The sequence below is a fragment of the Rhizobium sp. Leaf311 genome (assembly GCF_001423445.1).
In the GTDB taxonomy this organism is placed as follows: domain Bacteria; phylum Pseudomonadota; class Alphaproteobacteria; order Rhizobiales; family Rhizobiaceae; genus Agrobacterium.
In genome coordinates, this window is record NZ_LMNZ01000004.1 from 284,160 (window position 1) to 306,645 (window position 22,486).

Genomic DNA, 22,486 nt, shown 5'->3' on the forward strand with positions numbered 1-22,486 from the left:
TTGCCTTTGAACACAGGCCATGCGCATGGTCTGATGGTGGCCGCATGTGCTCATGCTTATGCGCCGCCTCTCAACGGAAGATGACAGATATGAATGTTGCCGATTGGCACTCCGATCTCGAACTCATTGTGGATGCTGCCCGTCAGGCTGGAAAAGTCGCGCTGGGTTATTTCCGCAAGGATCCGGAAGTCTGGTGGAAGAGTGGCCATTCGCCGGTGAGTGCAGCAGATTACGCTGCCAATGAATTGCTGGAACGGTTGCTGCGCACAGCGCGCCCGGACTATGGCTGGCTTTCCGAAGAGACCGATGACGATAGTGACCGGTTGACGCGGGACACGGTGTTCGTGGTGGACCCGATAGACGGCACCCGCGCCTTCATTGCCGGCAAGGATACGTGGTGTGTCAGTGTAGCGGTGGTCCATCACGGCAAGCCCGTCGCCGCAGCGCTTGTTGCGCCGGCCTATGACGAAGAATTTACCGCGCTTCCGACGGGGTCAGCCATGAAGAACGGCAAGCCTCTGGCCGTTTCGTCCAGCGGTGCCGACAAGATCAGGCTGGCAGCCTCCGAAGACGTTATCGCCAAGCTTCCCGGGAGCCTGAAGTCGCGAGTTCATCGGATCGCACATGTGCCGTCACTTGCTTACAGGCTTGCCATGGTCGCAGATGGCCGGATTGACGGGACGTTGGTCAAACCGCATTCCCATGATTGGGATCTCGCGGCGGCGGATCTCATTCTCGAGCGTGCCGGAGGAATGTTGGTCGGGCTGGATGGCAATCGTCTGGTATACAATCTACGGCAGGTCTCCCACCCTGAATTATGCGCGGCGGGCAACCTGTTGCTTCCACATTTGCTGGAGCCGTTGAACTTGTCTGACAGAGGTTGATTTTCACAGCAAAATCCCGCAGATGAAGGCTTCTCGGGCCAACAGACAATTAGAAAGAAGTGAAATATGACTGTAGCGGGCAACCAGAAACAGCTTCTGCACCTCGTATTCGGCGGCGAGCTTGAAAATCTCCAGGACGTGCAGTTTCGCGATTTGAAGGCGCTTGATATCGTCGGTATCTTCCCGGACTACGCAACCGCATTGACGGCATGGAAGTCAAAAGCCCAGCAGACTGTGGATAACGCTCACATGCGCTACTTTATAGTGCATATGCACCGTCTTCTTGAGCCAGATAGCAAATAATCGCTGCTTTCCTACTTCGTTTGTACTATACCCAGTGGGGCAAAAAGTTGTGCGGCTTCCGTAAGGTTACGCACAACATCTGGGTGCCACTCGGCTTTTCGAGAGCTCTCTTCCGTTCTGAAACAAAAAAGACGCATTTTTGTATGAAGTAGGCTCAGACATCGACCTAAGATCGTCACACGATTATTAGAAGATGCGATGTCTTAACAAGAACATAGAGCGATGCGGATGTGGCGTTTCGACGTGACGCGGTGCTCTTGTAGGGATCACAGGGGAAAGCATTGCGCGAAATGATCGAAGGCAGGGTGTCATGAACAGCCGAATCGCGCGTTTCGCCCTTTCGGGTTACAGAATTGCTGGTGTCGCGGCCTATCCCTTCGCGCGGCCCTACCTGATGTATCGCTCTGCCAAAGGCAAGGAAGACAAGCATCGCCGCCTTGAACGCTTTGGGTATTCCAGCGCCGAGCGCCCACGCGGTCCGCTCGTCTGGTTTCATGCCGCAAGCGTCGGCGAAACGCTCGCGCTCGTCCCGCTCATCCGTGAAATCCGCAAGCGGGACATACACGTTCTTCTGACCACGGGCACGGTTACATCGGCAGAACTCAGCCGCACGCGCCTTGGCGGAGACGTCATCCATCAATATGTGCCGCTCGATATCAAGATTTGCCTGAACCGTTTTCTGAACTACTGGACACCGGATGCGGCGATCACAGCTGAGTCCGAAATCTGGCCGATCACGATGATGGAGCTTGAGCGGCGGCATATCCCGCAAATCCGCGTCAATGCCCGGCTCTCGGATCGCTCCTTTGATCGCTGGCACCGCCGTTCAGAGGTCGCAGAGGCGCTTTTCAGCAAGTTGGCGCTGGTTGTGGCGCAGTCAGACGTGGACGCAGAACGATTTCGCGACCTGGGCTCCTGGCCGGTTGTCGTGTCAGGAAACCTGAAGGGCGATACCGATCCGCCGCCTTGCGACATGGCATTGCTTGAAAACTATCGCCGCCAGATTGGCGGGCGCAAGACCTGGGCTGCTATCTCCACCTTCGAAGGGGAGGAAAAGGCGGCGGGCACGGTTCACGCTGCAATCAAGTCCCGAAACGGTCAACTCACCATCATCGTGCCCCGGCATCCTGAGCGGTGCGATGAGATCGAGGCGATGTTGAAGGGCATGGATCTGGTTGTTGCCCGCAGAAGCCGCAACGACGTCATCACGCCGCAGACGGACATTTTCCTTGGTGACACGATCGGCGAAATGGGTCTTTACCTGCGGCTGACCGAACTTGCCTTCGTGGGCCGCTCGCTGATGGCGGAGGGTGGTCAGAACCCGCTGGAGCCTGCAATGCTGGGCTGCGCCGTTCTTTCCGGTGCGCATGTTCAGAATTTCCGCGAAGCCTACCAGAAGCTTTTGCGTTCCGGTGGCGGTCGCATCATCCGGGATGTCGAAATGCTGGCAAAGGCCGTGCATTATCTGCTGGTCAACGACAACGAACGTTACAAGATGATCGATGCCGGCGGCAGGGTCATACAGGACATGCGCGGTGCGCTGTCCTCAACCGTCAAGGCGCTTGAGCCTTACATCAATCCGTTGACGGTAACCGCCAAGCTTCAGCCGCGCAGTGCTGTTGGTTGACGATGGACGCGGCCGGATTGGTTAAATCGCCGGATGATATTGCGGCAATCCTGTTCGACAAGGACGGAACGCTTATCGGCTATGATGCGAGCTGGGGTCCTGTTAACCGTGAGCTTGCGGCAATTGCCGCCCGTGGCGACGCGGCACTGGCCGACCGCCTGCTTCTGGCCTGTGGAATGGACCCCGTGACCGGCCATGTCATAGCCGATAGTTTGCTGGCCGCTGGCAATACGGCCCAGATTTCTGCTGGTCTGGTTGCTGCCGGTTCGCCCTGTGACGTGGGTGAACTGACGCAACGCCTCGACCGGCTGTTTACCGATGCTGCTTCCAAATCCGTTCCAGTCACGGATCTGCAGGGGCTTTTTTCCCGCCTGAAGCAGAGAGGCTACAGGCTCGGCATCGCTTCCAGCGACAATGAGGCTTCTATACGCGAAACCGCGCGACGCTTCGGCATCGAACACAGTGTCGATTTCATCGCCGGTTACGATAGCGGCCACGGCACGAAGCCGCAGCCGGGGATGGTTTACGGATTTTGCGAGGCAATCGGTCTTACCCCGGATCGCATCGCCGTTGTCGGAGACAACAACCACGATCTGCACATGGCGCGCAATGCCAAGGCCGGTCTGGGCATCGCGGTGCTCACCGGCACGGGCACAAGGCAAAGTCTTGCGGCAGACTGTGACTATTGTTTTGACGATATAACAGGTCTCGAAAGTCTTCTTCCGCCCCGCGCTGCGCTCTAGACTATTTCCCCTCTTTGCAAAATCCTTACCTTTCTGGCAGATAGCTTCTGCTAACAAACAGGGAATAGCGGGAGTTTGTGGACGGATGGTTTCGGAAGCACCGCCATTCTGGTGGGAAAAATCCGGCTGGCAGGCCTGGGCACTGGCTCCTTTTTCCTTCGTGTATGGCAAGGTCGCCGGACGGACGATGAAAAGGGCAAAACGGGCATCCGTGCCCGTACCGGTCATCTGTATCGGCAATTTCACAGTCGGCGGTGCGGGCAAGACCCCGACCGCCATTGCAATTGCGCGCGCAGCCATTGCAATGGGGCTGACGCCGGGTTTCCTCAGCCGTGGCTATGGCGGCACACTGGACGTGACGACACGGGTCGATGTCGGGCATCACCGGTCTGTCGATGTTGGGGATGAGCCCCTTTTGCTGGCTCGTGAGGCGATAACGGTCATTTCCCGCAGGCGTGTCGAAGGCGCAAAACGTCTGGTCGAAGAGGGTGTTGACCTCATCATCATGGATGATGGCTTTCAAAGCGCGCGGTTGACACTGGACTATGCCTTGGTCGTCATCGATACCCGCAGAGGCATCGGTAATGGGCATCTCGTGCCTGGGGGACCCGTCCGGGCACCGCTGGACGAGCAGATGCGCCAACTGTCTGCAATTCTCAAGGTGGGCGATGGACCTGCGGCCGATGCGATCATTCGAACAGCAGCACGGGCGGGCAAACAGATTTACGTCTCATCCATACGTCCCCGGCCACAGGCGGATCTCAAGGCCAAACCTGTCCTCGCCTATGCGGGCATTGCAGATCCCGAGAAGTTCTATCGTACCGTCTCGTCTTTGGGCGCCGATATCGTGGTCCGTCGCTCATTCCCGGATCATCACCAGTTCAGCGATGAAGAGATTGCCGATCTGATGGAGGAGGCAGCCAAGGCCAACCTCTTGCCGGTCACAACAGCCAAGGACGCGATGCGGCTTGAGGGGCGTCATGGGCCGGCATCGGCTCTGCACCGCGCCAGCCGTGTCATCGACATCGATATGGTGTTCGATGACCCGAATGCGGCTGCGGCAATCATCGACACGGCCATGGAAAATTGCAGGCGCAGAAGGCTTCAGCAACCTTAATAGGGCCCATGGTCCGAATATGGCAGCGGCGAAGGAACAATACGACCTCAGCGCGCTTTTCCTGAAGAGTTGAGCACTTGGAGTGCTCTCCATTGCTTCAGGAGGAACACATGCCGCAGGGTACCGAAAAGAAAGTTTTCACCCCACGCGAGAGTCGCCAAGGTTTTCGGGGAAGTCCCGTTCTCATCATTCTCGTTATCAGCCTACTATTGGCAGGCGCCGTCTGGATTGTTGCCGAGACCTGGGGGGAGAGCACCGCGCCAGCGACGACAGAAACACAGTCAGCGCCTGGCCCCTCGACACCAAATGCACCGGCAGACCCCGGCCCAAGCGGCACAGGTGCTTTCGACAACAACGCCCCGTCTGGCACACAGCCAGCAACAGGCGGGACCGACAGCAATCCAAATCCAGGCCAGGCCTCGCAGCCAGCTCGACCCGCGCAGCCGGCGCAATAACAACAGCAAAAAACCGGGCATTGCCCGGTTTTTTTATGTCCGTAATGCAGAACCGGGTGGATCGCCCGGTTCTGCTATAGAGCTGTCACGCAGCTTTCTGAGCAGCAGCGTTGACCGATGTTGTCGCAAGTTTGCTCAGCGACTCATCTGTCGTGGATTCTTCGGTCAGTGTGGCGTCCAGCAACGGAACAGCCTTCGAATAGCCGAGCTTTTCTGCCCAGGCCTTCAGCGTGCCGTAACGGGTAATTTCATAATGCTCGACAGCCTGCGCGGACGAGATCAGGCCAGCGTCGAGTGCAGCGGTGCCCTTGTAGTCTTCCATGATTTCTTCGCCTTCAGCGATGATACCCTGGATTGCTTCACAGGTTTTGCCCTGTGCGCGCTTGCCGATGATTTCAAAGACTTCCTGCAGGCGTTCGATCTGGCCCTGCGTTTCTTCCTTGTGCTTCTCGAAAGCAGCTTTCAGCTTTGGGTCGGTTGCCGCGCGTGCCATTTTCGGCAAAGCTTTCAGCACCTGACGTTCGGCGTAATAGATGTCCTTCAGCGTATCGTAAAAAAGATCGTCGAGTGTCTTCTCGGCCATTGTCAGCTCCTGTTGAAAATTGTGCCGTTGCATTGCAACGCTGATCTAACCAGCCCCGTCAGCGATAGTTCCTGACGGGTTGCGCACAATGTTCAATTTACTTGAGCAGATCGTAATGTAAGGCCGATGCCGTTCAGGCACTTCTCCTCTGGTTTGGAAGCGCACCGGCCCGTTTCTCCGCCTCAAGAGAGGCTGCTGCGTCGGCATAGGGCTCCTGCCTGATAACGCTCCAGTAGCGCAGCTCATCCAGCGGAATGAATTTGCCCGTCATGGCGCAGACGACGTGTGAACCGTTTTGAACGATGCGCATATCTCCATCGAGATATTCGATCTTCGCCTCACGGCTGCCGCCGCCTTCAAATCTGTTCATCTGTCCTGTCTCCTGACGATCTCTGTTTTCTAGCTTTTTCCTTGCGAAAATGCCAGCGGTGGCGCGTGGGATTGGCTCAACTTCTGCCGAACAGCCTTTCGATATCGGAAAGCTTGAGTTCGATATAGGTGGGGCGGCCGTGGTTGCACTGGCCGGAGCCGGGTGTGTTTTCCATCTGCCGCAAAAGCGCGTTCATTTCTTCTGGCCTCATGCGACGACCCGACCTGACCGAGCCGTGGCAGGCCATGGTGGCCGCGACATATTCGAGTTTGTTGCCAAGACTGGCGGCGCTGTCCCATTCGGCAATTTCGTCCGCCAGTTGCCGCACCAGACCCTGAACGTTGACCTCGCCCAGCATGGAGGGAGTCTCGCGCACGGCGATGGCTCCGGGGCCGAAACGCTCAATGGCAAGGCCCATGCTGTCGAAGCCAGCAGCATGTTCCATCAACCGATCGCAATCCTCCTCCGGCAAATCGACAATCTCCGGAATGAGCAGAACCTGAGAGGCAGGACGCCTGGAATGGAGCGCCTTGCGAATTTCCTCAAAGACCAGCCGTTCATGGGCTGCGTGTTGGTCAACGATGACAAGGCCATCATCCGTTTGCGCCACAATATAATTGGCGTGCACCTGTGCTCTTGCCGCGCCCAAAGGGTAGCGCGCCGCATCCATGGTGGGAATGCCATCAACGGAAGGTCCAGCCTGTTCCGCACGTGCCGTCGGCATGGTGATATCGGCAAATTGCGCCTGCGCGGTTTCGCGAAGCGCCAGCTCGCCGCCGACGGACAGAGGCCGCGAAGGCGAGGTTGCTGGCGACCATGCCTGCGACGAAAAAGACCGAACGGTAGAGGGGCTGTAGCCGGGACGAAACGCGCTCATCATCTGCGCAGCACCCGTCGTTGCCGCCCGGTCTCCCTCGCGTGTAAGGGCCTGCCGCACGGCGCCGACGATCAGCCCGCGTATAAGGCCGGGATCGCGAAAACGCACGTCGGACTTGGCAGGATGGACGTTCACATCCACAAGGGCGGGATCGAGCGTGAGAGAGAGCACCGCTATGGGATAGCGGCCATGGGGAATTGTTTCGGCATAGGCACCGCGAATGGCGGACAGAAGCAGTTTGTCCTGCACCGGGCGTCCATTCACGAACATGTATTGATGCGCCGAATTCCCGCGGTTGAATGTCGGAACGCCCGCAAATCCCGTCAGGGTTACGTCCTCGCGGATGGCATCGATTTCGATGGCATTGTCCTTGAAGTCGGCACCAAGTATCTGCGCCATGCGCGCAAGGTGGTCATCACCCGTTGCCGGAAATTCCAGCGTCGACCGGTCCGTTCCCGACAGGACGAAGCGGATATGCGGGAAGGCGATGGCCATGCGTTTGACGATTTCCGTGATCGCGCCCGCTTCGGCCTTTTCCGATTTCAGAAATTTGAGGCGCGCCGGTGTGGCAAAAAACAGATCGCGCACCTCCACCGTCGTTCCCCTGTTGGAGGGAGCGGGCCGGACAGGCGACACCTTGCCGCCAGCAACCGAGATTACGGCGCCTTCGGCCGCATCCTTCTGACGGCTGGTGATCGTCAGTTTGGCGACCGAGCCGATGGAGGGCAGGGCTTCTCCGCGAAAACCCAGCGTCCGTATATCGTCCAGGTTCAGGGAAATCTTGGATGTGCAATGTCTGCGGATTGCCAATTCCAGATCGGAAGCAGACATGCCACAGCCATTGTCCGATATTCTCACGAGACCCTTGCCGCCGCCAGCGGTAGCGATTTCGATCCGGGTAGCGCCCGCATCGATCGCATTTTCAATCAATTCTTTTGCAGCACTGGATGGGCGTTCAATGACTTCGCCGGCGGCAATCTGATTGATAAGGGTTTCGGAAAGCTGTTTGATGGACATGACGCCATTTTCGAGGATTCGAGAGGTTTGCGAAAGCAAAATCCATCCAAATGGCGAAAAATGCGGGGTTGTCCCGCCAAATATTTCTTGGGCACAGCGTTAAGTGCGTCTTAAGCTAATAATTTTAGTGTGCAACCAGCTCGCAATGAATGCAGCATCATCCCGGCGCCCACCGCAGCAGGATGATTTGTGACGAAAAGCAGAGGGCGTTGCCAGGACGTGCCAGTCTGCTTCAGGTTTCACACAACATGCCCTTTATCTTCAGCCATTTTCCCCCGGCCAGAGGCCGATTTTGTGAGTGTAATTCGCTTTGAGACAGGCATGTGAGGAAGTGCAATGAATGGTGGGGCGTCGACCTGCGCAGATATGTATACTGCCATGCTCGAAGCCTTTTGCGATGCCATGTCGGTTGCCCTCATCGGCTATGATCGCGATGATCACATTGCCTTCGCCAACCGGCGAGTGCTCAGTCTTCTGCCCCTCAATGAAGCGGACATAGCCACCGGAACGCGCCTTCGCGATTTCATTGGCGCTGTCTACGATTGCCGTAGGCCGGATGTCGATGCCGTGCAGCCGCGATTGGCAGATCGTGAAGACTGGATTGCCGAACGTCTCGCCTCACACTGGAAAGAGCGGTCGGAATTTACCGAGCGCGGACTTGGCGACCGTTGGCTGCGCTTCACCCAACGACGATTGCCGTCAGGCATGGGCATCTGCGTCATTTCCGACATTTCCGAACAGAAGAAACGCGAGGACCAGTGGCGTTCCGATATTGAACGGGTGCAACTGACCGAAGAGATACTGGACACGCTGCCGCTTTCGATTTTCGTCAAGGACCGCAACGCGACCTATGTCGGCGTCAACAAGGCTGGCTGCGCCCTGCTGGAAACATCGGCAGACCTTATCCTCGGGCGCACGGTTGCCGATATTCATTCCGATCCTGTTGCCTCGCGGATCGATGCCATGGACCGCCATGTGCTGGACACCGGCAGACCAGCTATTCTGCCGGAGCGTTTAACGCGCCTGACGGGAGAGGAAATTCTCGTCATCACAAGAAAGCAGAGGGTCGGTAAACCGGGCCGATATTTTCTCGTTACGACCATGGATGATGTATCTGCCTTCGCCACCACCGGAGCGGACGGAAAACAGGTCATTTCCGGGCTGGAGCACATGTCATTCGTTCAGACGTCCTACATGGACGATGAGCACCATCAGGCTTCCCGAATTTTGCAGGGTCGCAGCATTTTGATCGTTACGCCCAATGCAAAGCTTGGCGAACAGGCGTCGAAGAAGATGAGCGCCATGGGTATCGATTGCGCAGTTGCATCGGGATACCGAGAGCAGAAAGCCTTCATGGAGTATGCCGCCTCCGCCAATGTGCGGATCGATCTCGTGGTCGTGGATATACAACTGGACGTCGCCTGCCTTGATCTGCCGCCAGTCTACGGCGTCGATGTCATGACGGTCGATGATTTTCAGCTCGAAGGCATGATCATCAGTCAGGTTACACGTCATTTCCGTCTCATTGCCCAGAATGCGATCGCTGAAAGGGCAGGGGAAGGCGTGGACATCTCCACCGGCACGGAGAAAGCGCCCCCTAAACGAGCGACCGAAGTTCTGGTCGTGGAAGACAACACGATCAACCAGATTGTCTTTTCACAAATACTCGAAAGCATGGGGTTGACCTACAAGATCGCGGCTACGGGTGCTGAGGCCCTGCGGCTTTACGAGCAGGAAAAACCGTCTTTCGTGCTGATGGATACGACACTGCCGGATTTCGATGGCTTTGAAGCGACCCGCAGGCTGCGCAAGATATCGCATCAACAGGACCGCGTCCCCGTTATTGGTGTTGTTGCGCTTGCTTTCGAGGGTGACCGACAGGCCTGCTTAGATGCGGGAATGGACGATATGCTGTTGAAACCGATCAGCCCCGACATGATAGAAGCATTACTGAAACGATACATGCCGCAGAAAAACCAGTTCAACCATGGTTGAGCCGGGAAAATATAGAAATCGGGCCCGGAAAATCGGTGGCAATTTCGCAGAGTTCCGCGATAGTGTTTTCGCAAGAATCAAACATTATTGATCAACACTGACTTCAGTTTGTTGACTAGGACATGCGCATGAAACCGCCCGAGCCAAATGCGCCACAAGTGAGCCAGCACGAGTTGCAGGCCATGGCGTATAGCGACCCTTTGACAGGGTTGGGCAACCGGTACAGGCTTCGCGACAAGATCAGAATGCTTGCCGCAGAACGTGCGACTGATCCGGCGCCGTTTACCATCGGCGTGGCGAATATAGACGGCTTCAAACCCATCAATGATCTTTTTGGCGCCGAAGCGGGCGACGAAATCCTGTGTCAGGTTGCGCATCGTCTCAAAGCCTGTGTGCCTGATGGCGCTGTCGTTACGCGTCATGATGGCGATGAATTTGCTTTCGTGCTGCCGCTGGTGTTCGAACGGCTGGGTGCCGAGCGCGTCGGCAACATGATCAAGGATGTTCTGTCCGCTCCCTATGATCTGGGCGACCGCAACGTTCGGCTATCGTCATCCTTTGGCTTTGCCATTTATCCCTTCGCGGGCGAGGAATTCGAGGATCTGCTGAAAAGTGCGGAAACTGCGCTTTATCGTTCCAAGCGTCGCGGTCGCGGGCAGATTACTGTCTATTCGCGTGAGATTGCGCAGGAGATGAAACGTGCCACGCAGCTCGAGCAGGCTCTGCGCAATGCCATCATCACCGATGCGGTGGATGTGCATTTTCAGCCTATCGTGCGGTTGCACAGTGCAACGGTGATCGGCTTCGAGGCTCTCGCGCGCTGGAACGATCCCGATCTCGGCTTCGTCTCGCCCGCCGTTTTCGTGCCGCTGGCGGAAGAGCGCGGTTTTATCGACGCTCTCTCCGAAACGCTGTTGCGCAAGGCGGCGGAAGCCGCGCTTTCATGGCCGCGAGAGCTGTTCTTGTCTTTCAACCTCTCGTCCGCGCAATTGATGGACCCGACGACGGCTGGCAACATCCTGTCCATCTTGCGGCGCGTGGGGCTCGATCCCAGAAGGCTGGAGCTTGAGATCACCGAAACCGCGGTCATGACATCGGCAGACACGGCCCAGCGCATCATCCGCGAGCTTCAGCAGGCGGGCGTAAAAATCTCGCTGGATGACTTCGGCACAGGCCAGTCAAGTCTCGGCCGCTTGAGAGATTTCTCGTTCGACAAGGTGAAGATCGATCGGGCGTTCGTATCGCGGATCAGCACCGACCGCCCGTCCGAACATATCATCAAGGCAATCGTGGCCATGTGTGATGGTCTCGATCTGGAGGTCGTAGCAGAAGGGATCGAAAACAAGTCCGAGGCCGACAAGCTGCGCAGTCTCGGCTGTGCCATGGGGCAGGGTTATTTCTACGGACGCCCGGTAGATGCCGCCGCCACCCAGCGATATCTTCAGGAAAACTACCGCGATCTGCCGACATCCGGTCTGGATTTCAGCTGACCCGGGAAAGAGCCAAAGGGCGCCTTTCCCGGGTCAGGGATCAGGCGATGTAAGCGCCATCGGCCATGCCTTTGACCTCTATGCCAAGGTCGAAGGTCGCGCCAAACATCGGATTGGCCTTGATGGTGGCCTCGTCCAGACCTTCGCAGGCTGAGGTGAGGCCAAGGCGGTTGAGGCCGCTGCCGAAAAAGACCGGACACGTGGATTGTTCCGCTGGCACAAGATATCGATCGAGATGCTTTCCATCGGCGGAGTAGCGATCAACGGCACCCATTCCCCAGCGCGCATTCCAGATATGGCCATCCGCATCGCATACGGAGCCATCGATGCCACCGTCCTCACCAGCCTGATCCACCAGTATCTTGGCTTGTCCAACCGGCAACCCGGTTGCCGGATCGAGTGGAACGGCCATCAATCTGTTGACCTTGGTATCCACATAATACCCCGTCGCTCCATCGGGAGAGAAGCAGATGGAGTTGGAAATGCTGATGTTCTCGACCAGCGTCGTCACCACGCCCCTGGCGACGTGATAGATGCCGCCTGCTCCATCTTCGGCCTTCTTGCCCATGGTGCCGATCCACAATGCACCGCAGGGATGAACGCGGCCGTCATTGGAGCGATTGCCAGGCTTGCCCGGCTCGAAATCCGCATGAAAGGAAAGTTCGCCTGTTGTCCGGTCACGGAGGAAGAGTCCATCTTCGGACGCGAGCAATTGACGCTTCTCATCGATGCGAGCGACGACGCTTGCCATGAAAGGCAGGGCATGGACCGCTTTCTGGCCGTTCGAAAGATCGAGTTCGTGAAGTTCCTTGCCGAGAATGTTCAGCCAGCAAAGCTTGCCCGTGATCGGATCGAACGCCGGTCCTTCACCGAGATGCATCTGCGTGGCATCCAGCACACTGCCTTTGAAGTCGTGTATGGTCGCCATGCCTATGCTCCAATCGCTGTTTCATAGGCCTTGACGGTCATTAGCGCGCGTTCGTGGACATCCGCGGCCGTCATGCCTGGCTTGTACAGGCTCGTGCCAAGGCCAAAGGCCGTGATGCCTGCGCTGGTGTAGTCGCCGAAATTCTTGTCCGACACGCCGCCGACAGCGGCAACCAGCGTATCCTTCGGCAGAATCGTTCTGATGGCATTGATACCCGACGGCCCGATTACGCTTGCGGGGAAGAACTTGAGGCCGGTCGCACCTGCTTTCAGCGCCAGCAGCGCCTCCGTCGGTGTCAGGACGCCGGGCATGGTAACCATGCCTTTTTCACGTGCCGTCGTGATCACCTCGACATCGACATTGGGGCTGACCATCAGCTTCCCGCCCACCGCATCAAGCCTTGCGACATCATCGATGGTCAACACCGTACCGGCGCCGATCAGGGCATCCGCCGGTGCCAGCTTCGCAGCGATTTCGATGGAGCGAAAGGCGTCCGGTGAATTGAGCGGTATTTCGATGGCGCGCAAGCCGCTTTCGAGAAGCACACTGACAATGCCTTCTGCTTCTTCCGGCTTTATACCGCGCAGAATGGCGACCAACGGATATTTCATGGGTGGAAAGGGGATACGCATCTTAAACTCCTCAGTGCCATATGGCGTTTGCGGCGGCGACAAGCCCGTTGCGAACGGCTTCATCGGCATCAATGGTAACGAAATCTATGGAAAGCGCCTCAAAAGCGGCGCTGTAAAGGGCACCAAGCGCGCCGGATGCGATCAGCACCACCTTGGCGCTCCTGGGTGCAGTGGAGTGCGCTCCGGCAATCTCCAGCCCGATCATGGTGCCCGAAAGTCTTGCCTTTGCGTCGGTGGGTGTGAGGCCATGCAACAATTGCCCGGACCGAACGGTAAACAGCCGGTTGGTCGCCATATACGGATGCGCATAGCTATCGGCCACCGCAGAACGAAACGCGGGAAGATCGCCGGTAAATGGGCTTGCGTCTGCAAGGGCGTGGGACAGGATGGAATGCTTTGAGATGACGTCGAACAATTCCCCGGTCATGAAGGTTGAAAATCCGGTGACCTTGAGCGCGTTGACGCTGACCCATTTGGAATGGGTTCCCGGCATGCAGACGAGTTGCTCGCCGGTCTTGTGGTGTTCGGACAAGGCCCCGAGCAATTGTGTTTCCTCGCCACGCATCACATCTGGCGCATCGTTCGAACGTTGCGCCAGTCCGGGCAGAATACGGATGTCATCCGTTTGGCCCTCGACGCGCACGGCAACCTTCAAGACCTCTGAAAGATCAGCCGGGACATCCACATAGCCAGCCTCCACCCAGCCCTGACGAGCGCCAGCCATGCCGCAGATAATCACGGGCAGACCGGCAGGTGCAGAGAGTGCCGCCAGATGGGAAGACAACACGTTTGCAAAACCCGTCTGCATGGCGGTCGTCATGCCTTCGCCGCTTCTGCGTTCGCCGAGGATTTCCCCGGAGGCGCTCATCAGCCAAAGCCGGAAACTGGTCGTACCCCAGTCCACAGCAACAAATGCGGCATCGGACATTACAAAAGACCTCCATCGATGATGATTGTTTGCGCCGTCATGGCGGCAGATGCGGATGAGGCAAGAAACATACAGGGGCCGACAAGGTCTTCGGCCGACAGCGCACGTTTCAGGCATTGGCGCGACACGCCCTGGGAAATGGACTCGTCCGTCAGCCAGAGCTCGCGCTGCCTTTCGGTGACGATCATGCCGGGCAAAATCGCGTTGACGCGGATGTTCTCCGGACCCAGCCTCCCGGCCAGACTTTTCGTAAGCCCGATGATGCCGGCTTTGGCCGCAGCATAGGCGGGCAGTTCGCCCATATTGAGAAGGTAGGAGATGGAGGAGAAATTGATGACCGCGGCGGCCTGGGCCTGACGCAGATAGGGCAGGGCGGCCTGAGTGACGAAAAAGACCGGCTTCAGATTGACCGCATGGTTGGCGTCCCAGTATTCGCTGGTCACCTCGTCAATATCATGCCGGTCATCCCAGGCGGCATTGTTCACCAGGACCTTGATGCCGTCCGTAGCCTGTGCCGCAGCATCAACGGCGCTCGAAAGCTGATCTGCTACGCGCAGATCGCCATGGACGAAGGTGACCGGATGACGGGCGCCGCCGCTCAAGGATCTGGCAAGCGCCTCTCCCGCCTGGATGTCGACATCGATAAAGGCGACTTTCGCGCCGCTTTCGGAAAAGGCGCGGACCAGTGAGGCTCCGATGCCGGTGGCGCCGCCGGTGATCAAGACGCCTTGATCCGCAAACTCAGGGTCGTGACTCGTCACCTGCGCCATCCCGCACTCCAGATTGAGGATTGCCTGTTCCATTATTTGGAACTATGTTTCATTAAATGGAATAGTGCACTTTCCGCTCTTGCAATGTCAAGCATGGCTGGTTGGTTGATCGAGGAAACATCATGCCATATCATGGCGAAAGAACGCAGATGAGCGGCACGGGTACGCTGGGTAAGCTTATTCACGTTCTGGAAATCGTGACCGCCTCGGCAAGGCCTCTTCGTTTCACCGATATACTGGAACGGTCCGGGCAGCCGAGAGGGACATTGCACCGGCAGCTGATGCACCTTGTAGAAGAGGGGCTGCTCGACCACACTGACGAGCAGACCTACGTAGCAGGGCTGCGACTGCTGACATTCGCATCCCAGGCCTGGAATGGTAACGATCTGCGCTCCATAGCTGCGCCGCACCTGCGCAGGCTGCAGGAACAGACAGGGGAATCCGTTCATCTGGGGGTTTTGCGAGGCACGCAGATCATTTACCTCGACAAGATAGACGGAAAACACTCTGTAAGAATGCATTCACAGATCGGCCGCGTGTCGCCAGCCTATTGCACTGGCGTAGGAAAAGCGGCCCTCTCACTGCTACCGGAAGCAGTTCTGAATACAACCGTTTCGGCCATGGAATTTCATAGCTACACCCCGCACACCATAGTTTCTCCAGCCCAGCTAAAACAGGAAGTCGAAACAATCAAAAAGAGGGGTTTTGGTTTTGATCTTGAGGAACACGAGACAGGAATACAATGCATTGCAGTACCAATAGTTGCAACCGGAAGGTCGTATAGCGCAGCTATTTCAGTAACGGGCCCAACCTATAGGCTTAGTCGCGAACGACTTGAGGGTTGGGCTGGAATTGTTTGTGAAGCAGCGGCCAATATTTCTTCGGATATACTCGTAAGGACATCTCCAAATCATGAGTGAATCCCAATAGATTTCCCATAAATGTACAATAACAATCCTCATTTTCGAAAATTGTGATTAATTATCTCATCAACTTTTGTTTGCAAAAATGTGGTAAATTGGTATCTGTTTGTGGGATATTTCTTTAGCCGACAACTTTCATTTTATAACAGCCGTAAAGACAAAAGACGATGTTGAAGTCAGATACCCCATTTTCTACGCTCCCCGGTGCGGAATCGGCGCAGGAAGTGGCCGAGCTAAAAACTCAGTTCGATATATTCAGATTCCTCAAGAAAGTGACCGAAGCTTGGGGTCTGAAGGCATTTATGGTCATCAACCTGCCTTCTCATATCGCAACGGAACTGTCTCAATTCACCGTCATTACAAACTGGCCCGCTGAACTTTTGCACCAATACGACCATGAACGGCTCCTGTCGCGCAGCAACGTTTTACGAGAGTTGAAACAGTGCTGTGTGCCCTTTCAAGTCGACCTTACCCTCGCAACACGTGGCTTTGACGCGGCTTCCACCGCTATGATCGTGGATCTTTTCAATCGCTTTGAGATGAACAGCGGTCTTTGGTGCCCGGTTCATGATGCGACAGGTCAGCGCGGCGCGGTTTCCTTCCATGGTCAGGACGTGGTCTTTTCTCCCAGGGCCATGGCCGAGATATCCTATATCGCTTCGCATGTGTTCAGCCGTCTCGCTTTCGTGCGCAGCCTTGATGCGCGCATTCCCGAAACCCTCACGGACCGCGAAATCGACTGCCTCAACTGGACCGCTGCCGGCAAGACGAGCGCGGAGATCGCTGAAATCCTCCTTTTGTCCGAGCATACCGTCAATCACTACCTCAATCGGGCTACCAAAAAGCTGAACACCGTCAATCGAACACAGGCTGTCGCCAAGGCGCTGAGAGTCGGTCTGATAAAATAGGAATATTTTCGATTTTTTGATTGTTATCTGTGCCGTCGTAAGCAATTCTTGAATGGCTTGCGGCAAGGAGATTCGTTTGTCAGCTACGAGAAGCTTCAAGGCTGGATTTTCTCCCACGGTTGATTGTGCGGTCCTTGTTGCGGCGGCTGAAAAAGGATTTGCCACGGACGAAGGTCTGTCGCTTGAACTTTCAAAGGCATCGTCTCCCCGCGAGCTGTTGGACGCGTGGGAGGACGCCGGCCTGCACGGTATGCACCTTCCTGCGGTGCTGCCGGTTGCTTCCGCGCTTGGAATGCCCGGTCTCCCCGCCGATCTCATAGCCCCATTCGTCCTTGCTACCGGCGGCGCGGTTCTTGCTGTCTCGAAGGTCGTTCATGACGATCTGGTTGAGCAAGGCATGAAAATTCCGGATCCAGGTAGCGTAGCGCGGGCGCTTGCGCGCCTGGCTTCTTCACGCGCCGAGGCAAAGCTTAAGCCGCTCATGCTCGCCGTCGAGCATGAGCTTTCCGTATCCATGTTCGAACTGCGTTACCTGCTCGACAGTGCCAGACTGCGGATCGACCGAGAGATCGTCCTTCTGGAGGTGGCACCCGCAGCCATGCCGGATATGCTTGAGAACGGCGACATCGATGGCTTCTATGTATCTGAACCCTATGGAACATCGGCGGTCCTGCGCGGCACGGCACGTATACTGACGACAAAATCGCACATCTGGCAGAATGCGCCCGAAAAGGTTCTGGCCGTCTCCCGCGATTGGGCAAGTGCCAATGCCCCGACGCTGGAAGCGCTTCTGCGCGCTCTTTATCGGGCGGGAGAGTGGTGTTCCAGCAATGCCAATATCGAGGAACTGGCAGGCATTCTGGCCGCTCCTCAATATCTGGATACTGACGGCGAACTCATCCTGCCTGCCTTGACCGGTTTCATCTCGCATTCTCCCGCGCGCATGCTGGAATGCCCTGACTTCTTTTCCACAAGCGCAGGAGCCGCCAATTTTCCCTGGCAAAGTCAGGCGCTCTGGTTTTTTGCCCAGATGCTGCGGTGGAGCGATTGTCCGGCCGAGTTTTCGGCAAACGTCAAAGCCTACGAAGCGGCCTGCGAAGCCTTCCGCCCAGATATCTTCCGCAAGGCCATCAAGCCACTCTTCGCACCCGTTCCGTCCGCCAATATGAAGCTTGAGGGCACGCTGCATCAACCTGTGCATGTCGGCGCATCACGCTCCGGGCTGATCCTTGGTCCGGATGCCTTTTTTGACGGGCGTATCTTCGATCCGGAAAAATTCGACACGGTCGGGGAAAACTGACATATCGGCACATATGTGAGCGGGTAACGGCCCGATCCTGGCAACACGTGCTCTTCTCGGCACGGTCTGCGGGCGAGAACTGTCGCAAGAATGGACATGACATGGCACAGATAGACAAGAAAGAGATTGAAAAGGCACTCGAAAGCGTCGTCTACCCTGGCAGCGATCAGAGCATCGTTGCTCTCGGCATGGTGTCGGAGATATTCATCGCTGACGGCAAAGCTTTTTTCTCTGTCACTGTTCCGGCTGAAAAAGCCAATGAGATGGAGCCGTTGCGACTGGCCGCCGAAAAAGCCGCACTGGCCGTGCCCGGCATCAAATCGGCGATGGTGGCGTTGACGGCAGATCGCAAACCCGGTTCTGCTCCGCAAAAACCGCCGGCGACTGCCGCAAAGGCGCCGCCGCAGGCGCGGACAAAGGCTGGCGTTCCAGGAATAGGCTCGATCATCGCGGTAGCGTCGGGCAAGGGCGGGGTTGGCAAATCCACCACGGCCGTCAATCTGGCATTGGGCCTCCAGACACTCGGCCTTCGTGTCGGGATTCTCGATGCCGATATTTACGGGCCTTCTCTTCCTCGCCTGTTGAAAATCTCGGGACGTCCGCAGCAGGTGGAAAACCGCATCATCCTCCCCATGGAAAATTATGGCTTGAAGGTCATGTCCATGGGCTTCCTGGTCGATGAAGAGGCGGCAATGATCTGGCGCGGGCCCATGGTTCAATCCGCCCTGATGCAGATGTTGCGCGAAGTGGCATGGGGTGAGCTCGATGTGCTTGTGCTGGACATGCCGCCGGGCACCGGCGATGCGCAGTTGACCATTGCCCAACAGGTGCCTCTGGCCGGTGCCGTCATTGTTTCCACACCGCAGGACATGGCGCTGATCGATGCCCGCAAGGGTATCACCATGTTCCGAAAGGTCGAGGTTCCACTTCTTGGCGTCATCGAAAACATGAGCTACTTCATAGCGCCGGATACAGGTGCGCGTTACGATATATTCGGTCACGGCGGTGCGCGGGCCGAGGCGGAGCGCATCGGTGTTCCGTTTCTGGGCGAAGTCCCGTTGACGATCTCCATTCGCGAGCTATCGGACGCTGGAACGCCCGTTGTCGTGTCCGAACCGGACGGTCCACAGGCAAAGATCTACCGGGATATTGCCGAGAAGGTCTGGGCCCAGGTGGGGGCGGGTTTGAGCAAACCAGCACCGCGCATCATCTTCGAATAGCGGTCTGATCGATGCGTCCTGCGCATGGCACTCTGTCTTTTCCACAACTTGACATTGCTCGTGGCGCCAGCCGGAACCACGCGAGGTGTCGGTTTCGAGCCGGGCAAGCGGGAAAAACGCGCTGGAGTATCGATTTAAGCCGCTGAATTTCAATCGTTAATTCCTCATTTTCTGAATCGTCATGCGAACGCTGTCGCACATACAGCAGCTCGGTCGCGGCAGTTGGTTGTCAGGCTGGAAGAGCATCCTGTGAAAAATAGCCCTTGATTATTGCGGGCATTCGGAGCATAGCCCTGCGCCGTTTGATCCGCCGTCCATCCGGGCGTTTGCGGAAGCCACACATGATGTGTTAGAGCAGCCTTCCGACCTTTGTCGGTGTGCTGACCGGAGAAACTGATTGATCAAAGCCTATCGCTCGAATTGCGAGGCAATCAGCCTGTCGGCGGACCTATCGGCCCCGCAGATTTCGGACGATATTGTCTGGATCGATCTCGTGAATCCCGAACGATCCGAGGAGCTCTTCGTCGAGAAGCTGCTCGGTGTCGAATTGCCCACCCGCGAAGATCTGAAAGATATCGAGCCATCCAGCCGACTTTATGTCGAAGACGGAAATGTCTTCATGACGGGATCGCTGGTCTGGAACGCAGATTCCCGCGATCCGCGTTTGACGGATGTCGCCTTCGTTCTGGCGGGCCGGCGGCTTGTCACCATTCGCTATGCCGAGCCGAAATCCTTCAATCTCTTTATCGGCGCCATCTCGCGTGTTCCGAACGAAATGCGCAGCGGCACGTCGCTGTTGTTGAAGCTTCTGGAGACGATCGTCGACCGGACAGCGGAGATACTGGAGACCTCGGTTGTGCGCATCGATGATGTTGCAGCCGGAATCTTCGGAGAGCAGGCGCGCAGCAAGCGCAAGGCGCCCCGCTATCTCGAAGATAAGATCGCAGATATCTCGGCCTATCACCGGCTGATATCCAAGGTGCGCGACAGCCTTGCATCTCTTGCGCGCCTGCAATCCTTTCTGCAAGCCACGCCAAATGTGCAGCAGGACAAGGAAAACAAGGAAACGGGTCGCTCCATCGGACGGGACATACAGTCGCTTTCCGAACACGCCTCCTTCATTTCCGGCAATCTTACCTTTTTGCTGGACGCTGCTCTGGGCATCATCAATGTCGAGCAGAACGCCATCATCAAGATTTTTTCCATTGCGTCGGTGGTCTTTCTGCCGCCCACGCTTGTGGCATCCGTCTACGGAATGAACTTCAACGTCATGCCGGAACTGCAATGGTCCTACGGGTATCCATTGGCGGTCTTCGTCATGCTCGTCTCAGCCATCATTCCGTTCATCTTTTTCCGCTGGAAGGGCTGGCTTTAACCGGTCAGGATAAACATGTCTCATGCCTTGGATAAGGAAAGCCTCGAGAAACCGGACACGGACGACCGTCGTCTGAAGGGGCTGTTTCCGGCAATGCTCGGTTCCATCGGCGTCGTCTATGGCGACATCGGCACCAGCCCGCTCTACGCTTTCCGCGAAGCCTTGAAGCCGATTTCCCATGATGGCGTGACCGAGTCGGAGGTCATCGGGCTCATCTCCCTGATGATCTGGGCTCTCACCATCATCGTCACGATCAAATACATCTGTTTCCTTCTTCGGGCAGACAATGATGGCGAGGGCGGCACTCTTTCCCTTCTTGCCCTGTTGATGAAGACGGCGGGCGCAAAGCGCGGCGTTCTCATCATGCTGGGTCTGATCGGTGCAGCACTGTTTTTGGGCGATGCAATGATCACGCCCGCTCTTTCCGTCCTTTCGGCAGTCGAAGGCTTGAAGCTTGTAACGCCGCAGATGGATGAATTCATCATACCCATATCCGTGGGTATCATGGTGGCATTGTTCGCCATCCAGTCGCACGGCACCGAAACGGTGGCAAAGTTCTTCGGCCCGATTACCGCAGTCTGGTTCATCGTCATGGGCCTCGTCGGCCTCATGCACATTTCGGACGACTACAGCATTCTCTATGCGTTCAATCCGTGGCACGCCGTGGAATTCCTGCTTGCCGAAGGTTTCTACGGTATCGTTGTTCTCGGTGCCGTGTTCCTGACGATTACCGGAGCGGAGGCGCTATACGCCGACCTCGGCCACTTTGGCCGCAGACCGATCCAGTGGGCGTGGTTCGTCCTGGTGTTTCCTGCGCTGACACTGAATTATCTGGGGCAGGGTGCACTCGTGCTCAAATACCCGGAGGCGATGGCCAACCCGTTTTACCTCATGTTTCCGCAGTGGGCGCTGCTGCCGGCGGTCATTCTGGCAACGGCTGCAACCATCATTGCCAGCCAGGCCGTCATCACCGGTGCATTCTCGCTCGTCAGACAAGCCATCCATCTTGGCTATCTGCCGCGCATGGAAATTCTCTTCACGTCCGAAACCAATACAGGGCAGATCTACCTTCCGTCCGTCAACACCATCCTTCTGTTCGGTGTCGTGGCGTTAGTACTGACGTTCAAGAGCTCTGATGCTCTGGCGACCGCCTATGGCATTTCCGTAACCGGTGCCATGGTCGTAACCAGCCTCCTGTTCTTCCAGTTCGCCAGAACGCATTGGAAGTGGTCGGTTTCGCTGGCCATGCTTGTCATCTTCCCCTTCATCTCGCTGGAGCTGATATTCCTCGGCGCCAACCTGCTGAAAATTCATGATGGTGGCTATGTTCCGGTTCTTCTGGCCCTGGCCTTCGTTGTCATCATGACCACATGGCAGCGCGGTTCCAAGATCCTGTTCGCCAAGACGCGTCGCACGGACATACCGCTGAAGGCTTTCGTGGCATCCGTTGAGAAGGAAAGCTCCCACGCGCCGGTTCGCATTCCCGGCACGGCGATCTTCCTGACCGGCGATCCGGAAACAGCACCTGCGGCCCTGTTGCACAATCTCAAGCATAATCACGTTCTGCACGACAAGAATGTGATTTTGACGATCCGTACGGAAGACACGCCGCGCGTTCACCCCGACAAACGTTACACGATCACCAAGATCAGCGAGCGCTTCGTGGTCGTGGAACTGCATTTCGGGTTCATGGAAACGCAGAACGTCACGCAGGCGCTCGGCTATCTGCGCCGCACGGGGTACAAGTTCGACATCATGTCGACCTCGTTCTATCTCGGCCGCCGCAAACTCGTGCCGGATCCAAAATCTGGAATGCCCGGCTGGCAGAACCGTCTGTTCATCGGGCTGGCCGAAACGGCGGCGGATCCCTCCGATTACTTCCGCCTTCCGGCAAACCGCGTGGTGGAACTGGGCTCCCACGTCGTGATCTGACGCTGGAACCGAAGCGATGAAATCAAGCGCCATCCCGGTAACGGATGGCGCTTTTTACATGCGCGCATACTAAAATGATCGCCGTCGCCGCCAGCTCGTTAACCAAGCA

The 22,486-nt window shown here is 56.9% G+C and carries 21 protein-coding genes; 14 read left to right on the forward strand and 7 right to left on the reverse strand.

The features are described from left to right. Positions 1–80 precede the first annotated feature (80 nt). The 6 genes from ASF69_RS07095 to ASF69_RS23040 all read left to right on the forward strand — a co-directional run bounded on the left by ASF69_RS07095 (position 81) and on the right by ASF69_RS23040 (position 5,129). Complete coding sequence (locus ASF69_RS07095; RefSeq protein ID WP_062586616.1) at positions 81–884, forward strand: 3'(2'),5'-bisphosphate nucleotidase CysQ; 804 nt, start codon at positions 81–83, stop codon at positions 882–884. Positions 885–950: 66 nt separating this feature from the next. Beyond that, entirely contained in the window at positions 951–1,187 is a 237-nt protein-coding gene (locus tag ASF69_RS07100) for a DUF4170 domain-containing protein (RefSeq protein WP_062586617.1), read from the forward strand. A 310-nt stretch (positions 1,188–1,497) separates the two neighbouring features. Beyond that, on the forward strand, positions 1,498–2,814 hold the full coding sequence (gene waaA, locus ASF69_RS07105) for a lipid IV(A) 3-deoxy-D-manno-octulosonic acid transferase (RefSeq protein WP_062586618.1): 1,317 nt from the start codon (positions 1,498–1,500) through the stop codon (positions 2,812–2,814). A gap of 2 nt (positions 2,815–2,816) precedes the next feature. Continuing rightward, on the forward strand, positions 2,817–3,557 hold the full coding sequence (locus ASF69_RS07110; protein WP_062586619.1) for an HAD family hydrolase: 741 nt from the start codon (positions 2,817–2,819) through the stop codon (positions 3,555–3,557). 85 nt (positions 3,558–3,642) lie between these two features. Continuing rightward, a complete protein-coding gene (gene lpxK, locus ASF69_RS07115) occupies positions 3,643–4,674 on the forward strand; it encodes a tetraacyldisaccharide 4'-kinase (protein WP_062586620.1) in 1,032 nt (343 codons plus the stop codon). A 110-nt stretch (positions 4,675–4,784) separates the two neighbouring features. Further along, a complete protein-coding gene (locus ASF69_RS23040) occupies positions 4,785–5,129 on the forward strand; it encodes a hypothetical protein (RefSeq protein ID WP_062586621.1) in 345 nt (114 codons plus the stop codon). A gap of 85 nt (positions 5,130–5,214) precedes the next feature. Here ASF69_RS23040 and ASF69_RS07125 read toward each other — a convergent pair whose 3' ends face one another. From ASF69_RS07125 to mutL, 3 genes are all read right to left on the reverse strand, one after another. After that, positions 5,215–5,712, reverse strand: coding sequence for a ferritin-like domain-containing protein (locus tag ASF69_RS07125; RefSeq protein WP_062586622.1), 498 nt, complete (start codon positions 5,710–5,712; stop codon positions 5,215–5,217). Positions 5,713–5,845: 133 nt separating this feature from the next. Further along, on the reverse strand, positions 5,846–6,082 hold the full coding sequence (locus tag ASF69_RS07130) for a DUF2093 domain-containing protein (RefSeq protein ID WP_062586623.1): 237 nt from the start codon (positions 6,080–6,082) through the stop codon (positions 5,846–5,848). A gap of 76 nt (positions 6,083–6,158) precedes the next feature. Further along, entirely contained in the window at positions 6,159–7,976 is a 1,818-nt protein-coding gene (gene mutL / locus ASF69_RS07135) for a DNA mismatch repair endonuclease MutL (RefSeq protein WP_062586624.1), read from the reverse strand. 336 nt (positions 7,977–8,312) lie between these two features. On the opposite strand from mutL, the gene ASF69_RS07140 reads away from it, so the two are divergent. Both ASF69_RS07140 and ASF69_RS07145 read left to right on the forward strand, forming a co-directional pair. Continuing rightward, a complete protein-coding gene (locus tag ASF69_RS07140; RefSeq protein ID WP_062586625.1) occupies positions 8,313–9,971 on the forward strand; it encodes a response regulator in 1,659 nt (552 codons plus the stop codon). Positions 9,972–10,099: 128 nt separating this feature from the next. Continuing rightward, the gene (locus ASF69_RS07145; protein WP_062587203.1) at positions 10,100–11,461 is read left to right on the forward strand and encodes an EAL domain-containing protein; all 1,362 of its coding nucleotides are present in this window, start codon (positions 10,100–10,102) and stop codon (positions 11,459–11,461) included. 40 nt (positions 11,462–11,501) lie between these two features. Here ASF69_RS07145 and ASF69_RS07150 read toward each other — a convergent pair whose 3' ends face one another. From ASF69_RS07150 to ASF69_RS07165, 4 genes are read right to left on the reverse strand one after another with little or no spacing between them, the layout of a single operon-like run. Continuing rightward, positions 11,502–12,389: an SMP-30/gluconolactonase/LRE family protein gene (locus ASF69_RS07150; protein WP_062586626.1), complete on the reverse strand. Its 888-nt coding sequence runs from the start codon at positions 12,387–12,389 to the stop codon at positions 11,502–11,504. 2 nt (positions 12,390–12,391) lie between these two features. Then, entirely contained in the window at positions 12,392–13,021 is a 630-nt protein-coding gene (locus tag ASF69_RS07155; protein ID WP_062586627.1) for a 2-dehydro-3-deoxy-6-phosphogalactonate aldolase, read from the reverse strand. Between the two features lie 10 nt (positions 13,022–13,031). After that, positions 13,032–13,949 carry a 2-dehydro-3-deoxygalactonokinase gene (locus tag ASF69_RS07160; protein WP_062586628.1) on the reverse strand — a complete coding sequence of 306 codons (918 nt, stop codon included), beginning with the start codon at positions 13,947–13,949 and terminating at the stop codon, positions 13,032–13,034. Beyond that, entirely contained in the window at positions 13,949–14,719 is a 771-nt protein-coding gene (locus ASF69_RS07165; protein ID WP_062587204.1) for an SDR family oxidoreductase, read from the reverse strand. Before ASF69_RS07165 ends, ASF69_RS07160 begins: the two co-directional genes overlap by 1 nt. Positions 14,720–14,841: 122 nt before the next feature. On the opposite strand from ASF69_RS07165, the gene ASF69_RS07170 reads away from it, so the two are divergent. From ASF69_RS07170 to ASF69_RS07195, 6 genes are all read left to right on the forward strand, one after another. Further along, complete coding sequence (locus ASF69_RS07170) at positions 14,842–15,639, forward strand: IclR family transcriptional regulator (protein WP_082469653.1); 798 nt, start codon at positions 14,842–14,844, stop codon at positions 15,637–15,639. Between the two features lie 170 nt (positions 15,640–15,809). Further along, positions 15,810–16,550 carry a LuxR family transcriptional regulator gene (locus ASF69_RS07175; RefSeq protein ID WP_062586630.1) on the forward strand — a complete coding sequence of 247 codons (741 nt, stop codon included), beginning with the start codon at positions 15,810–15,812 and terminating at the stop codon, positions 16,548–16,550. Between the two features lie 76 nt (positions 16,551–16,626). Then, a complete protein-coding gene (locus ASF69_RS07180) occupies positions 16,627–17,850 on the forward strand; it encodes a CmpA/NrtA family ABC transporter substrate-binding protein (RefSeq protein ID WP_244475419.1) in 1,224 nt (407 codons plus the stop codon). A gap of 101 nt (positions 17,851–17,951) precedes the next feature. Continuing rightward, positions 17,952–19,070 (forward strand): iron-sulfur cluster carrier protein ApbC, encoded by a 1,119-nt coding sequence (gene apbC / locus ASF69_RS07185; RefSeq protein ID WP_062586632.1) that lies wholly within the window; start codon positions 17,952–17,954, stop codon positions 19,068–19,070. A 397-nt stretch (positions 19,071–19,467) separates the two neighbouring features. After that, positions 19,468–20,445, forward strand: coding sequence for a magnesium transporter CorA family protein (locus ASF69_RS07190; RefSeq protein ID WP_062586633.1), 978 nt, complete (start codon positions 19,468–19,470; stop codon positions 20,443–20,445). Between the two features lie 93 nt (positions 20,446–20,538). Further along, on the forward strand, positions 20,539–22,377 hold the full coding sequence (locus tag ASF69_RS07195; protein ID WP_244475439.1) for a potassium transporter Kup: 1,839 nt from the start codon (positions 20,539–20,541) through the stop codon (positions 22,375–22,377). Positions 22,378–22,486 lie beyond the last annotated feature (109 nt).

Excerpts from the sequence above, each read along its gene's own strand:
- ASF69_RS07095 (WP_062586616.1), top strand. The coding sequence starts at position 81 with ATGACAGATATGAATGTTGCCGATTGGCACTCCGATCTCGAACTCATT.
- ASF69_RS07100 (WP_062586617.1), top strand. The coding sequence starts at position 951 with ATGACTGTAGCGGGCAACCAGAAACAGCTTCTGCACCTCGTATTCGGC.
- waaA (WP_062586618.1), top strand. The coding sequence starts at position 1,498 with ATGAACAGCCGAATCGCGCGTTTCGCCCTTTCGGGTTACAGAATTGCT.
- ASF69_RS07110 (WP_062586619.1), top strand. The coding sequence starts at position 2,817 with ATGGACGCGGCCGGATTGGTTAAATCGCCGGATGATATTGCGGCAATC.
- lpxK (WP_062586620.1), top strand. The coding sequence starts at position 3,643 with ATGGTTTCGGAAGCACCGCCATTCTGGTGGGAAAAATCCGGCTGGCAG.
- ASF69_RS23040 (WP_062586621.1), top strand. The coding sequence starts at position 4,785 with ATGCCGCAGGGTACCGAAAAGAAAGTTTTCACCCCACGCGAGAGTCGC.
- ASF69_RS07125 (WP_062586622.1), bottom strand. The coding sequence starts at position 5,712 with ATGGCCGAGAAGACACTCGACGATCTTTTTTACGATACGCTGAAGGAC.
- ASF69_RS07130 (WP_062586623.1), bottom strand. The coding sequence starts at position 6,082 with ATGAACAGATTTGAAGGCGGCGGCAGCCGTGAGGCGAAGATCGAATAT.
- mutL (WP_062586624.1), bottom strand. The coding sequence starts at position 7,976 with ATGTCCATCAAACAGCTTTCCGAAACCCTTATCAATCAGATTGCCGCC.
- ASF69_RS07140 (WP_062586625.1), top strand. The coding sequence starts at position 8,313 with ATGAATGGTGGGGCGTCGACCTGCGCAGATATGTATACTGCCATGCTC.
- ASF69_RS07145 (WP_062587203.1), top strand. The coding sequence starts at position 10,100 with ATGAAACCGCCCGAGCCAAATGCGCCACAAGTGAGCCAGCACGAGTTG.
- ASF69_RS07150 (WP_062586626.1), bottom strand. The coding sequence starts at position 12,389 with ATGGCGACCATACACGACTTCAAAGGCAGTGTGCTGGATGCCACGCAG.
- ASF69_RS07155 (WP_062586627.1), bottom strand. The coding sequence starts at position 13,021 with ATGCGTATCCCCTTTCCACCCATGAAATATCCGTTGGTCGCCATTCTG.
- ASF69_RS07160 (WP_062586628.1), bottom strand. The coding sequence starts at position 13,949 with ATGTCCGATGCCGCATTTGTTGCTGTGGACTGGGGTACGACCAGTTTC.
- ASF69_RS07165 (WP_062587204.1), bottom strand. The coding sequence starts at position 14,719 with ATGGCGCAGGTGACGAGTCACGACCCTGAGTTTGCGGATCAAGGCGTC.
- ASF69_RS07170 (WP_082469653.1), top strand. The coding sequence starts at position 14,842 with ATGCCATATCATGGCGAAAGAACGCAGATGAGCGGCACGGGTACGCTG.
- ASF69_RS07175 (WP_062586630.1), top strand. The coding sequence starts at position 15,810 with ATGTTGAAGTCAGATACCCCATTTTCTACGCTCCCCGGTGCGGAATCG.
- apbC (WP_062586632.1), top strand. The coding sequence starts at position 17,952 with ATGGCACAGATAGACAAGAAAGAGATTGAAAAGGCACTCGAAAGCGTC.
- ASF69_RS07195 (WP_244475439.1), top strand. The coding sequence starts at position 20,539 with ATGCTCGGTTCCATCGGCGTCGTCTATGGCGACATCGGCACCAGCCCG.